At 70.7% G+C, this 12757-nt stretch carries 12 protein-coding genes and 1 pseudogene; 8 read left to right on the forward strand and 5 right to left on the reverse strand.

The genetic code is table 11. The annotated features are described in order from the left end of the window. Positions 1–3: 3 nt before the first annotated feature. Positions 4–552: a DUF1062 domain-containing protein gene (locus OG607_RS40140; RefSeq protein WP_405734457.1), complete on the reverse strand. Its 549-nt coding sequence runs from the start codon at positions 550–552 to the stop codon at positions 4–6. A gap of 355 nt (positions 553–907) precedes the next feature. On the opposite strand from OG607_RS40140, the gene OG607_RS40145 reads away from it, so the two are divergent. Next, entirely contained in the window at positions 908–2419 is a 1512-nt protein-coding gene (locus tag OG607_RS40145) for a glycoside hydrolase family 43 protein (RefSeq protein ID WP_405734459.1), read from the forward strand. A gap of 142 nt (positions 2420–2561) precedes the next feature. On the opposite strand, the gene OG607_RS40150 is transcribed toward OG607_RS40145, so the two are convergent. Continuing rightward, on the reverse strand, positions 2562–3440 hold the full coding sequence (locus OG607_RS40150) for an ABC transporter permease (protein ID WP_405734461.1): 879 nt from the start codon (positions 3438–3440) through the stop codon (positions 2562–2564). Then, on the reverse strand, positions 3437–4408 hold the full coding sequence (locus tag OG607_RS40155) for an ATP-binding cassette domain-containing protein (RefSeq protein ID WP_405734463.1): 972 nt from the start codon (positions 4406–4408) through the stop codon (positions 3437–3439). Before OG607_RS40155 ends, OG607_RS40150 begins: the two co-directional genes overlap by 4 nt. 68 nt (positions 4409–4476) lie before the next feature. Here OG607_RS40155 and OG607_RS40160 point away from each other — a divergent pair, with 68 nt between their 5' ends. Continuing rightward, the gene (locus tag OG607_RS40160) at positions 4477–5343 is read left to right on the forward strand and encodes a TetR/AcrR family transcriptional regulator (protein WP_405734465.1); all 867 of its coding nucleotides are present in this window, start codon (positions 4477–4479) and stop codon (positions 5341–5343) included. A 34-nt stretch (positions 5344–5377) separates the two neighbouring features. Here OG607_RS40160 and OG607_RS40165 read toward each other — a convergent pair whose 3' ends face one another. Further along, the gene (locus tag OG607_RS40165; RefSeq protein WP_405734467.1) at positions 5378–6013 is read right to left on the reverse strand and encodes a hypothetical protein; all 636 of its coding nucleotides are present in this window, start codon (positions 6011–6013) and stop codon (positions 5378–5380) included. 86 nt (positions 6014–6099) lie between these two features. Beyond that, complete coding sequence (locus OG607_RS40170) at positions 6100–6999, reverse strand: universal stress protein (RefSeq protein WP_405734469.1); 900 nt, start codon at positions 6997–6999, stop codon at positions 6100–6102. A 177-nt stretch (positions 7000–7176) separates the two neighbouring features. On the opposite strand from OG607_RS40170, the gene OG607_RS40175 reads away from it, so the two are divergent. The 6 genes and pseudogenes from OG607_RS40175 to OG607_RS40200 all read left to right on the forward strand — a co-directional run bounded on the left by OG607_RS40175 (position 7177) and on the right by OG607_RS40200 (position 12752). After that, the gene (locus OG607_RS40175; RefSeq protein ID WP_405734471.1) at positions 7177–8100 is read left to right on the forward strand and encodes a universal stress protein; all 924 of its coding nucleotides are present in this window, start codon (positions 7177–7179) and stop codon (positions 8098–8100) included. 172 nt (positions 8101–8272) lie between these two features. Continuing rightward, positions 8273–9793, forward strand: a complete 1521-nt coding sequence (locus tag OG607_RS40180; protein ID WP_405734472.1) for an aldehyde dehydrogenase family protein — start codon at positions 8273–8275, stop codon at positions 9791–9793. 9 nt (positions 9794–9802) lie between these two features. Further along, positions 9803–10126 (forward strand): annotated as a pseudogene (locus OG607_RS40185) (DUF779 domain-containing protein); the annotation flags it as partial. Between the two features lie 60 nt (positions 10127–10186). Further along, complete coding sequence (locus OG607_RS40190) at positions 10187–11200, forward strand: zinc-dependent alcohol dehydrogenase (RefSeq protein WP_405737376.1); 1014 nt, start codon at positions 10187–10189, stop codon at positions 11198–11200. Positions 11201–11283: 83 nt separating this feature from the next. Continuing rightward, complete coding sequence (locus tag OG607_RS40195) at positions 11284–12432, forward strand: NAD(P) transhydrogenase subunit alpha (RefSeq protein WP_405734474.1); 1149 nt, start codon at positions 11284–11286, stop codon at positions 12430–12432. Continuing rightward, entirely contained in the window at positions 12429–12752 is a 324-nt protein-coding gene (locus tag OG607_RS40200; RefSeq protein WP_405734476.1) for an NAD(P) transhydrogenase subunit alpha, read from the forward strand. The genes OG607_RS40195 and OG607_RS40200 overlap by 4 nt, the downstream gene beginning before the upstream one ends. Positions 12753–12757: the final 5 nt, after the last annotated feature.

Raw genomic sequence — 12757 nt, forward strand, 5'->3', positions numbered from 1 at the left:
GGCTCAGCGCTTGAGCGTGAAGGTGAAGTCGCCGGAGAGCTTGCCGCTCAGCCGGACTGCCGAAACGAGATTCCCCTCCGTGATCAGTCTCTCGACCTCGGCCCGCGAAAGACCGAAACCTTCAGCGATCAGTCGCACCGGCCGGACAGGGATCCGTGCCGCAAAACGGACCGAGACGTCGATCACCTCGTGGTCCAGGTGATCCGATCCGCCGGTGTCGAGGCGCCAGGCGTTGTCCCAGTCGAGGGCGATGCGATTACGGTGCCGCACGACCGGATCCTGGAGCAGCTCGGCTGCCAGGCCAGGGTCGTTGTCATGCAGCCGGTCCAGCAGCTCAGGTCGTACGGAGCGCACATTCATCCGCTCCAGGACCGTGAGCTTTGCGGTTTCCCCGCAAGCGGTACAGAGCACGAGGAGCCAGGCGTCGAGGAGCTTGTGGTTTGCGTTGACGCGAAATTTACCGTTTGCCCGGAAGCGCTCGGACGCGCACGCGTGGCAACGGCGGAGAACGAGCGGCAGGCAGGTGGGCACGACCACCCAGTTTTCGAGCACAGAAGTACACCGGTTTCAGTGAGAAGTCCGCAGCAAAAGGCAGCGCGGCGCACAGGCGCGACGCGCGACGAATCAGCACTCGGGAGGTCTCACACGGTGTACAACGGGACGTCCTTGCCTAGACAACTTGGTTCGGCAGCACGGTAATGGCACACGGCGGCGCTGCTCCACTGGTTTTCAAGCGCCGCCGTCGACTGGTGGAACCTGCACAACGGGACGGACTGCAGCTGCCTGACCACGGTGGAAAGCGTCACCGACTACGACGACGAAGGAGTACTGTCCAGCGGTGCCTCCTGCGAGCCGCCGTTTGACACGCTCGTCCGGGCCGCCGAACCAGCGAAAGGACTCGATAAGGGTGTCGAGCAAGCCTGAGACGGGCAGCACCATCAACAATCCTGTGATCCCCGGCTTTCATCCCGATCCGTCCATCTGCCGGGCGGGCGCGGATTACTACGTCGCGTGTTCCAGCTTCGAATACTTCCCGGGCGTGCCCATATTCCACAGCCGGGACCTGGCGCACTGGACCCAGATCGGCAACGCACTCGACCGGCCGAGTCAACTGAGCCTGCCGCCCGACGCGCCTTCTTCAGGGGGGATCTACGCGCCCACGCTGCGCTACCGCGACGGCCGCTTCTGGCTGATCGTCACGAATGTGAGCGGCGACGGCAACCTGCTGTTCACGGCCACCGACCCGGCCGGCCCCTGGTCCGAGCCGATCCGGCTGCCCGGGGTGCAAGGCATCGACCCGGACCTCGCCTGGGACGACGACGGCAACTGCTGGTGCACCACTGCCGGCGTCGGACAGATCCGCATCGATCCCCACACCGGGGAGACGTTCGGCGCGCAGCGCCGGATCTGGTCCGGCACCCCCGGCGCCAAGGCCCCGGAAGCACCGCATCTGTACCGGATCGGCGACTACTGGTATCTGCTCATCGCCGAGGGCGGCACCGAGCGGTGCCACGGCGTCTCGATCGCCCGTGGCCGCACACCCACGGGCCCGTTCGAGCCGTGCCCGGCCAACCCGATCCTGACCCACCGGGGCACCGACCTCCCCATTCAGAACACCGGCCACGCGGACCTGGTACAGGCGCCCGACGGCTCGTGGTGGATGGTGCTGCTCGGCGTCCGCCCGCACGGTGGCAGCCCCGGCTGGCACGTACTGGGCCGGGAGACGTTTCTGGTGCCGGTCGACTGGGTCGACGGCTGGCCGGTCGTCGGCGAACTGTCCTCCGTCATGCCTGCGCCCTCATGGCCGCTGCAGCCCCATGCCGTCGTGCCGGGCCGGGACGACTTCGACATGAGTGAGTTGGCCCCGTACTGGATCTCGCTGCGTCACCGTCCCCCGGAGGACTGCACCACAAAGGAACGGCCCGGCTGGCTGACTCTGCACGCCCGCGGCGAATCGCTCGACGACACCGACGTCACATTCGTCGGCCGGCGACAGCAACATCTGTCCTGCCGGGTTCGAGCCGTGGTCGACGTGACGGAAGGACGCGGTGGCCTGGCCGTCCGCCTTGACGAGCAGCACCACTACGACATCGAGGCCTCGGCCGACGAGGTGCAGGTGCGCGCCCGCATCGGGCCGTTGAACGCAGTCGTGGCGTCCCGGCCGGCACCTCCCGGACCTGTGGTTCTCCGCATCGAGGTGGCCGCCGTACAGACGGTGAACGATGCACGCACCGGCCCCGATACCGTCTCGATCGGCATCGAGGAACCGGACGGCACATTCGTCGAGCTCACATCACTGGACGGCCGGTACCTGTCCACGGAGGTCGGCGGCGGCTTCACCGGCCGGGTCATCGGAATGTTCGCCTCAGCCGGATCCGCTCACTTCGACTGGTTCGAGTACGAGCCGCTCGATCGCTGAAGCAGCCGCATGCTCGAGTCCGGCTTCGCCTTCGCTGGATCGACCCGTACCAGGACGACGCGGGCTTGGGAGCCGACAGTTCGTTCCAGCTGGACTTCCAGCTGGAACGTCGTCGGGTTGACGGCCCGCCGGGTCGTGCTCGCTACCTGCTCAGGCGCTGGAACCGCCCCACCGCCAGCGGCAGGAAGAGCAGGGTCAGCAGCGCCGGCCACGCCCCCGCGAGCAGCAGCGCGTGCTGCTCCGGCCAGGAGGCGGCGACTGCCGTCGGCGCCCCGAACAGCTCGCGGGCGGCCGAGGCGGTGGAGGAGATCGGGTTCCAGAGCGCCACCTGGCCCAGCCAGTGCGGCATCAGCTGCGGTGACACGAAGATGCTGGAGATCATCGTCAGCGGGAAGACCACCGCGAACAGTCCGGCCGCCGCCTCGGGGCCCGGCACCGTCAGCCCGAGCCACACACCGAGCCAGATCAGCGCGAACCGCAGCCACAGCAGCAGCCCGAAGGCCTGCGCGAAGCCGATCCCGCCGTCCGGACGCCATCCCATGCCGTATGCCGTGCCCATCATGATGCCCAGTTCCACGCAGGCGACGATCAGGTCCGTCGCCCCACGGCCGGCGACCACGGCGGAGGACGCCATCGGCATGGAGCGGAACCGGTCGATGACCCCCTTCTTGGAGTCGTACACGACGATCGTCGCGGTGTTGACGAATCCGAAGGCCATCGTCATCACGAACATCCCCGGCATCAGGTATTCCTTGTAGTCACCGCCGCCGGGCACCCTCATCGACTTGCCGAAGACGTACCCGTACAGCAGGACGGACAGGATCGGGAAGCCCAACTGCCAGACGATGCTGATGGGTTGGCGGCGGTAGTGGGTGAGGCCGCGCCGGACGACGTTCCAGCAGTCGGCGATCACCCAGAACACCCGGCCATGCTGCGGACGCCCCCGGTAGGTACGGCGACGGGGCGGCGCCGTCGGCGCGGGCTCGACGGCCGGCTCGGGGTCCACGGTCGGCGCGCTCATGCCGCCGCCTCCCCGGTCTGGTCGGCATCCGTACGGTGTCCGGTCAGGTGCAGGAACACATCGTCGAGGCTCGGCCTGCGCAGCCCGATGTCCTCGACCGGGACGCCGATGTCCTGGAGGGTGCGGGCCACCTCCGTCAGTGCCGCCACCCGGTCGGCCACCGGAGCGTGCACCCGCAACTCGGCCTCCTCCACCTCGGGTTCGCCGCTGGCGACCCGCGCCAGGACCGTCAGGGCGTACGGGATGTGGGCCCGCTCGCGCACCACGACCTCGACGCGGTCGCCGCCGACCCGGTTCTTCAGGCCGTCCGGGGTGTCGTCCGCGATCGCCCGCCCCTGGTCGATGACGGTGATGCGGGAGGCCAGCCGGTCGGCCTCCTCCAGGTACTGCGTGGTGAGCAGCACTGTCGTACCGCCGGCCACCAACGACCGTACGGATTCCCAGACTTCGCCGCGGCTGCGTGGATCGAGCCCGGTGGTCGGCTCGTCGAGGAAGAGCACCGCCGGGGCGAGGATCATCGAGGCCGCCAGGTCGAGGCGGCGGCGCATGCCCCCGCTGTAGCCTCCGGCGCCCTTGTCGGCGGCGGCCTCCAGGTCGAACTGTTCCAGCAGTTCGGCGGCACGCATCCGGGCCCGCTTGCGGCCCAGGTGGAACAGCCGTCCGAACATCTCCAGGTTCTGTCGGCCGGTGAGGACCTCGTCCACGGCCGCGTACTGCCCGGTGAGCCCGATCCGGGCGCGCACCTCGCGCGGCTGCCGGGCTACGTCGAGCCCGGCCACGGTCGCCCTGCCCTCGTCGAGCCGGACGAGGGTGGCCAGGATGCGCACGGCGGTGGTCTTGCCCGCGCCGTTGGGGCCGAGCAGCCCGTGCACGGTGCCTTCCCGGACGGCCAGGTCGAAGCCGTCGAGGGCACGCTTGCCGCCGTACCTCTTCCCCAGGCCCTCGGCCAGCACCACGTAGCCGTCCATGCGTTACACCGTACCGGGTCGCGCGTACGGTGTACCCAGTTTCTTCGGCCGGGACTTACCCTGAGCCCATGGCGAGCGGCGGCACGGGAAACAGCAGCGGTACGGAAACCAGCGGCAGCGCCGGCGTCGCGCACACCCTGGCGCTGCTGTGGGATACCGGCCCCCGCCCGAGCCGCGGTCCCAAGCCGGGCCTGGACGTCGAGCGGATCGTGGAAGCCGCCATCGGGATCGCCGACCAGGAGGGCCTGGACGCGGTCTCGATGCGCAACATCGCCGACCGGCTCGGCACCGGCACGATGTCCCTGTACCGGTATGTGCCGGGCAAGGCCGAACTGCTCGACCTGATGCTGGACCGCGTACGGTTCCCGCCGCCGGCCGCGGCTGACCCGGCCGACCCGGCGGACTCCGCGTGCGACTGGCGCGCCGCGCTGGAGGCCATGGCCCGCACCGCCCTGGACCTCTACCGCCGCCACCCCTGGCTGGTGCGGGTCAACCAGTCCCGCCCGATCCTCGGCCCGAACGCGCTCGACGCCATCGAGCGGGTGCTCGCGCGCATCCAGCCCATGGGCCTGACCGACCCGGAGCTGGTCTCGGCAATCGTCATGCTCGACGGCTACGTCGCCGGGGCCGCGCGCACCCAGGTCCACCAGGAGGAGGCGGAGCGGACCTCCGGCCTGACGAACGGCGAGTTCTACGCGGCCCAGATCCCGATACTGACGAAGGCCATGGCCAGCGGCCGCTACCCCGCGCTCGCCTCCCTGTCCGAAGACACCTTCGCACCCGGTTTCGACCACTTCGAGTTCGGGCTGCAACGGATCCTGGACGGCCTGGAGGTGCTGGTCTCCCGGCGGCACTCCCAGCCGCTCTCCCGGAGCGACGTCCCCGGGGACGGCCCGAGCCGTCAGGCTCCCCGTGCACACCGGCAGAGGCGGTGAAGCGCACCCGGTCGGTCAGAGCGCTGCATGGGTGTCATGCAGGACAAGGAGTCACAGCTGCTGCCGTTTCGGCGGCCTCCTTGACCGCCTTGAGGGTGGCTCGCAGCACGATGCCGACGCCGGCCGAGACCAGTGTCCAGTAGCGCAGGAACTGCGCGGTGGAGTCGGGGTCGGTGCAGGCGGTGCGGGCCTCGTAGGTCAGCAGGGACCGCCGCTCACCGTACGGGTGGACGACGAAGGAGGCGGCCATCTTGGCCCAGCCCGACTCGTCGAAGGCTGCGAAGTTCCCCGCCGTGATCCACCGCCATTCGATGGACGGGCGCCACACCTTGCCGACCGCTCCGAAGACCAGCTCGCGGCCGGGGGCCTCGCCGAGCGGCAGCCAGGGCTGCTCGCCCTTGGTTGCGAGGTCGAAGAGGTCGGCGACGCGCAACGAGGGGAGAGGCGGCGGGGTGCGGCCCAGGACCCTGTCCGGCATGGCGCGCATCCACGTCACCGCGTCGAACAGCGGGGAGTGGACGCTGAGCAGGTCCAGATTGCGGGCCGCGTCGAACACCACGCCCGGGGGAGCCCCGACCGCGGTGGTCTCCAGACGGGCGAAGCGGAAGTCCGGCAGGACGCCGTCCAGCAGCAGCGGTGTGTCTGTCAGGGCCGGGGCCTTCGTGACCATGGCTTCCTCCGGGATCGCTTTCCCCTCGTCGTCATGACCATCGTGGCCCGATCCGGGCGGCGGGGCATCACGCGAGGCGGCGTCGTTCAGTCGTGCGGGACGACTGCGACGGGGGCGGCGGCGTGGTGCAGGACGGCGTGTGTGACCGGACCGATGTGGGCGCCGATGGGCACACCGCGGTTGCGGCGGCCCACGACCACCAGGGAGGCGTCGGCTGCCGCGTCGACGAGGTGGTCGGCGGCCCGACCGACCGCCGCGTGGGCGGTCACGTGGACCGCGGGGTACTTCTCGCGCCACGGACGCAGCGCCTCGGTCAGCGCACTGGTCTCCTGCTCGGCCAGTTCCGCGCTGAGTCCGGGATCGATGGCGGCGCCGTAGCCGTAGTACGGCGGGAGATTCCAGCCGTGGATGACGCGCAGCCCGGTGGCGCGGCGCCGGGCCGCGTCGAAGGCGAACTCGATCACGGCGTCGCTGGGGCGCGTCAGGTCGAGGCCGAGCAGGACATCCCGGTACGGGGAGCCCGTGGAGGGCCGGCCGGAGGCATCCCGGAGGTGCTCGTCCTGCTCCTGCTCGCCTGCGCGGACCAGGACCACCGGCCGGGTCGCGTGCGCCAGGACCGAGAGCGCGACGGAGCCGACCAGGAAGCCGCCGATCCCGCTCAGGCCGCGCGACCCGAGCACCAGCAGCTCGGCGTCTGCGGCGGCGGCCAGGAGGGCGTCTATCGGCTGTTCTTTCACCTGTTCGGTGTCGATCTCCAGGCCGGGGTGGTGTAGGCGCAGCTTCTGCGTCGCTTCGCGCGGTACGCGCTCGGCCCAGTGGCGGTGCGGTTCGGTGCCGTCGACCGGGGCGTACGGCAGCGGCTGCCAGTCCCAGGCGTGGACGAGGCGCAGCGGAATTTCGCGGCGCTCGGCCTCGCGGGCCGCCCATTCGGCCGCGGCCAGACTCTCGGGCGATCCGTCCAGACCTGCGACAACAGTGCGTGACATGGTGCCGACCTCCTTCGTGGAATCCCGATTCCATGCTCCCGTCCGGCCCGGGGCCCAGGGAGGGGCCGCAGGGCCCTGACCGGGGCCGACCGGCCCATGGGTACGTCTCACCGCACCCGCCAGGCTGCTGATGGGGCGGGCAGGGTGTCGGCCCCTGGAGTGGGAGGGACACGAGAGATGGACAACCGCGCAGTTTGGTGGCAGACGCCCTTTGCCGAGACGCCGCACGGCTATGTGGTCGTGGGGGTGGACGGTTCCGACGTCTCCCTGCGGGCACTGGACCGGGCGGCGGAGGAAGCGCAGCGCCGTGGCGCCGCGTTGGAGATCGTGCACGGGTGGCCGTGGGGGCACGGCGGTGAGCCGACGATCGACGTGGCGCAGTCCGTGCTGGAGCTGGCCGCCGAGCGGGCGAGGCAGCGCGCGCCGGAGCTGAGCATCGCGACCACGGTCACCGGCGTGGACGCCGCCGCCGCGTTGGTACGGCGGGGCCGGGACGCGGTGCTCACCGTGGTCGGTACGCGCGGGCTCGGCGGCTTCGCGGGGCTGCTGCTCGGCTCGGTGAGCCTGCGGGTCGCCGCGCACACGGCCGGTCCGCTGCTCGTCGTACGGGGCGATCGGGACCTGGCGCGTACGGCGCTCGGGTACGACCAGATGCTGTTGGGCCTGGAGAGTGACGCCGATGCCGCGGCGGCGGCCTTCGCCTTCGAGGAGGCCGCGCGGAGCAAGGCCCGGCTGCGGGTGCTGCATGCCTGGACGTACCGGCAGCTGACGCCTGTCGGTCTGGCCGCGGTGCCCGATGAGCGGATGCAGGAGCATCTCGACCAGCGCTCGCGGGACGAGGCGGCGGTGCCCGTCAACGCCGTGGCCAGGCTGCGCGAGGCACACCCGGAGGTGGCGGCGGACACCGACTCCGTACGCGGCGGGCCCGCGCGCACCCTCCTTGAGGCGACCGAGGCGGCGGATCTCGTCGTGATCGCCGCACACCGCCGCAAGGGAAATCTCGGGCTGCAATTGGGGCCGGTGACCCATGCCCTGCTCCACCACGCCCACTGCCCCGTGGCCCTGGTGCCGGTCGGCCCGGCCGACGAATCCGACGGCTGACGGAACACCCGGCCGTCACGGGGCGGGTGCGCCCGGGGGTTCAGGACGGTACGGAACGGCCCCGTCCGAAGGGCCGTTCGGCCCCGGACGCCGGACCCGGCGCGGACACACGATGTGAGCACCCCACTTCTCCCGCCGACGGGCAGTGGTGGAAGAGAAAAGAGGCACCGTCATGAAGTACGCACCTCCGGGCGCACAGGACAGCCCCGTACATGTCTCCCCGCGTTACGAGAACTTCATCGGCGGCAAGTGGGAGGCTCCCACCACCGGCGAGTACACGACGAACGTCAGCCCTGCGACCGGTCAGCCGATCTGTGAGGTTCCGAAGTCCGGTCCCGCGGACATCGAACTCGCCCTGGACGCCGCGCACTCCGCGAAGGACGCGTGGGGCGGGGCCTCACCGGCCGAACGGGCCGAGGTCCTCAACGCGATCGCGGACGCCATCGACGCCAACGCCGAGATGCTCGCCGTCACCGAGAGCTGGGAGAACGGCAAGCCGGTCCGCGAGACGCTGGCTGCCGACATCCCGCTGGCCGCCGACCACTTCCGCTACTTCGCGGCGGCGGCGCGGTCCGAGGAGGGCTCGATCACCCAGATCGACAAGGAGACGGTGGCCTACCACTTCCGTGAGCCGCTGGGCGTGGTCGGTCAGATCATTCCGTTCAACTTCCCGCTGCTGATGGCGGCGTGGAAGATCGCCCCGGCGCTGGCCGCCGGCAACTGCACGGTCATCAAGCCCGCTTCGCCCACCCCGTGGTCGATCCTGAAGCTGATGGAGGTCATCGGCGACGTCGTGCCGCCGGGCGTCATCAACGTCGTCAACGGCCCCGGTGCGGAGATCGGCAAGGCGCTGGCGAGCAACAAGCGGATCGCCAAGATCTCCTTCACCGGCGAGACCGTCACCGGCCGGCTGATCATGCAGTACGCGGCGCAGAACATCATCCCGGCCACGCTGGAGCTGGGCGGCAAGTCGCCGAACATCTTCTTCTCCGACATCATGGCCGCCGACGACAGCTTCCTGAACAAGGCCGTCGAGGGCCTCGTGCTGTACGCGTTCAACAAGGGCGAGGTGTGCACCTGCCCCTCCCGCGCGCTGATCCAGGAGGACATCTACGAGGAGTTCATCGCCCGCTGCCTGGCGCGGATCCGCGCCATCAAGCAGGGCGACCCGCTCGACAGCGCCACCATGATCGGCCCGCAGGTCTCCCGCCAGCAGGTCGAGAAGATCGCCTCCTACGTGGAGATCGGGCTGAAGGAAGGCGCCGAACTCCTGGCCGGCGGCCACCGCGCCGAGGTCGGCGGCGACTTCACGGACGGCTACTTCTTCGAGCCGACCGTCCTGAAGGGCCACAACAAGATGCGGGTCTTCCAGGAGGAGATCTTCGGCCCGGTGCTCGCGGTCACGACCTTCAAGGACGAGGCCGAGGCACTGGAGATCGCCAACGACACCCTGTACGGCCTCGGGGCCGGGGTGTGGACCCGCGACGGCGACCGGGCGTACCGCATGGGCCGCGCGATCAAGGCGGGCCGCGTCTGGACGAACTGCTACCACCAGTACCCGGCGGGCGCGGCGTTCGGCGGCTACAAGGTCTCCGGCATCGGCCGCGAGAACCACAAGATGATGCTGGACCACTACAGCCAGACCAAGAACCTGCTGGTCAGCTACGGCACCCAGCCGCTCGGCCTGTTCTAGGCGGATGCCGTGACCACCACCCGGAACGCCTCCGCCGGGCGCGTCACCGCCACCCCGGCGGCGCGGAAGGCCATCGCGGCCCTCCGCGCCGCCACCGGGGAACCGGTGATGTTCGTCCAGTCCGCAGGATGCTGCGACGGCAGCGAGCCGATGTGTTTCCGGCTCGGGGAGTTCGCGGTCGGTGACGGCGACCTGCTGCTCGGCGTCCTGGACGGCTGCCCCTTCCACATCGACGCCGACCTGTACCAGGCCCTTGGCCGCCCACGCTTGCTGCTCGACACCGCGCCCGGCACACCGGGCGGCTTCTCCCTCGCGGCCGGCGACGGCCTGCACTTCACGGCGCGGATCCTCGCGCCCACCCCACAACGAACCAAGGAGCATGTCATGAACGTCATGAAGGCAGCAGTGGTCACCGAGTTCGGCAAGCCGCTCGAAATCCAGGAACTCCCCGTCCCGGAGCCCGGCCCCGGCCAGGTGCTGGTCCGTATGGAGGCCTCCGGGCTGTGCCACACCGACATCCACGCGGCCCACGGCGACTGGCCGGTCAAGCCGAACCCGCCCTTCATCCCCGGCCACGAGGGCGTCGGCCCGGTCGAGCGGGTCGGCGAGGGCGTCGACGCCGCTCTGGTCGGCAAGCGGGTCGCCATCCCGTGGCTGGGCTCGTCGTGCGGGCACTGCCGTTACTGCGTCTCCGGGTGGGAGACGCTGTGCCCGAGCCAGGTCAACACCGGCTACTCGGTGGACGGTTGCTACGGCGAGTACGTCGTCGTCGACGCGGGCGCGGTCGTCGAGGTCCCGGACGGCGTCAGCTCGCTCGACGCGGCCCCGCTGACCTGCGCGGGCGTCACCACGTACAAGGCGGTCAAGGTCGCGAACGTGGTGCCGGCCGAGCGGGTCGCGGTGTTCGGGATCGGCGGCCTCGGCCACCTCGCGGTGCAGTACGCGCGGCTGGTCGGCGCCTTCGTCACCGCGGTCGACATCGAACCGGACAAGCTCGGGGTGGCCCACCAACTCGGGGCCGACCACCTGGTCAACGCCCGCACCCACGACCCCGTCGAGGAGATCAAGGCCGTCGGCGGCGCCGACGTGGCCATCGTGCTCGCCGCCTCGCCGAAGGTCTTCGAGCAGGCGTACCGGTCCCTGAACCGGGGCGGCCGGCTGGTGTGCGTGGCCCTGCCCGGCGACGACGCGGCCATCAAGGTGCCGATCTTCGAGACCGTGCTGTTCGGCATCTCCGTCATCGGCTCCATCGTCGGCACCCGCCAGGACCTCGCCGAGGTCTTCGCGCTGCACGCGGCGGGCCGCACCCGGGTGATCGCCGAGACGCGGCGCCTGGACCAGGTCAACGACGCCATCGACGAGGTCCTGGGCGGGCGGGCCGAAGCCCGGCTCGTCTTCGAGTTCTGACGCTCGCGGAAGCCCGCGGAAGCCCGCGGACGCTCACGGAAAGTGAAAGGCAGCCGATCATGGGAACCATCACCGTAGGGGCCGTGAGGGAGCGGGCACCCGGCGAACGCCGCGTCGCCCTCGTCCCCGAGGCCGTGACCCGCCTGCGTCAGGCCGGCCTCGACGTTCTCGTCGAGGCCGGGGCCGGGGCGGGCGCCTGGTTCGCCGACGCCGACTACGCGGCGGCGGGCGCGGCCGTCGTAACGGCCGAGGAACTGTTCGAGCGCGCCGACGCCGTGCTGTGCGTCGGCCTGCCGGACGCCGAGACCTCGGTCGCCCTGCGCTCAGGGCAGACGCTCATCGGCCTGCTCGCCCCGCTGCACAACCGCGGCCGCGTCAAGGACTGGGCCGAGCAGGGCGTTACCGCGGTGAGCCTGGATCTGCTGCCCCGTACCCTCAGCCGCGCCCAGTCCATGGACGCCCTGACCTCACAGGCGAGCGTCGCCGGCTACAAGGCGGTCCTGCTCGCCGCCGACTCCTACGACCGCTTCCTGCCGATGCTGACCACCGCCGCGGGCACCTCCAAGCCCGCCGCAGTTCTCGTCCTCGGCGCCGGGGTGGCCGGGCTGCAGGCCATCGCCACGGCCCGCCGCCTCGGCGCGGTGGTCAGCGCATACGACGTGCGCCCCGCGTCGAGAGGGGAGGTGGAGTCCCTCGGCGCCCGGTTCCTGGACCTGTCGGCCGTGACGTCGGGCGCCGGGACCGGCGGCTACGCACGGGAGCTGACCGAGCAGGAGCAGCGGGCGCAGCAGGAGGCGCTGGACGCGCACATCGCCCGCTCCGACATCGTGATCACCACCGCCCAGGTGCCCGGCAGCAAGCCGCCGCTGCTGGTGACCGCGCAGGCCCTGGAACGGATGCGGCCCGGCTCGGTGGTCATCGACATGGCGGCGAGCGACCTGGGCGGCAACGTCGAGCTGTCCAAGCCCGACAAAACCGCCGTCCTCTACAGCGGCGTGACGGTGATCGGTGCCGGGAACCTGCCCTCGGCGATGGCCACAGCCGCGTCCACCGCCTACGCCCGCAATGTCACCGCCCTGCTGACGCACCTCGTGTGTGACGGCCAACTGGTCATCGACCCGGACGACGAGATCCAGGAGGCGGTTCTCGTCACTCACCGGGGCGAGATCGTCAACCAGGCTCTCGGGGCTGTCCTCGTCGGCTCCGACGGCACTTTGGAAGGTGTCTCATGAACCTCGATCTCCTCACCGCCGTCACCGTGTTCGTACTGAGCGTGCTGGTCGGCTTCGAGGTCATCAGCAAGGTCCCCGCGACCCTGCACACCCCGCTGATGTCCGGCGCCAACGCCATCCACGGCATCGTCGTGATCGGCGCGATGCTCATCGCCGCCGAGGCGCACAACGCGCTCGGCTACCTGCTGGCCTTCGTGGCGGTGGCCTTCGGCGCGATGAACGTCGTCGGCGGATACGTCGTCACCGACCGCATGCTCCACATGTTCCGGGCCCGTCCCGCCGCACCGACGGCGCCGACGCCCCAGAAGGACGAGGGCTGACCGCC

The sequence above is a fragment of the Streptomyces sp. NBC_01537 genome (assembly GCF_045040445.1).
Classification (GTDB): Bacteria; Actinomycetota; Actinomycetes; order Streptomycetales; family Streptomycetaceae; genus Actinacidiphila.

Coding starts and splice junctions, on each gene's coding strand:
- OG607_RS40160 (WP_405734465.1), top strand. CDS start 4,477: ATGGCGAGCGGCGGCACGGGAAACAGCAGCGGTACGGAAACCAGCGGC.
- OG607_RS40180 (WP_405734472.1), top strand. CDS start 8,273: ATGAAGTACGCACCTCCGGGCGCACAGGACAGCCCCGTACATGTCTCC.
- OG607_RS40190 (WP_405737376.1), top strand. CDS start 10,187: ATGAAGGCAGCAGTGGTCACCGAGTTCGGCAAGCCGCTCGAAATCCAG.
- OG607_RS40175 (WP_405734471.1), top strand. CDS start 7,177: ATGGACAACCGCGCAGTTTGGTGGCAGACGCCCTTTGCCGAGACGCCG.
- OG607_RS40155 (WP_405734463.1), bottom strand. CDS start 4,408: ATGGACGGCTACGTGGTGCTGGCCGAGGGCCTGGGGAAGAGGTACGGC.
- OG607_RS40170 (WP_405734469.1), bottom strand. CDS start 6,999: ATGTCACGCACTGTTGTCGCAGGTCTGGACGGATCGCCCGAGAGTCTG.
- OG607_RS40150 (WP_405734461.1), bottom strand. CDS start 3,440: ATGAGCGCGCCGACCGTGGACCCCGAGCCGGCCGTCGAGCCCGCGCCG.
- OG607_RS40165 (WP_405734467.1), bottom strand. CDS start 6,013: ATGGTCACGAAGGCCCCGGCCCTGACAGACACACCGCTGCTGCTGGAC.
- OG607_RS40200 (WP_405734476.1), top strand. CDS start 12,429: ATGAACCTCGATCTCCTCACCGCCGTCACCGTGTTCGTACTGAGCGTG.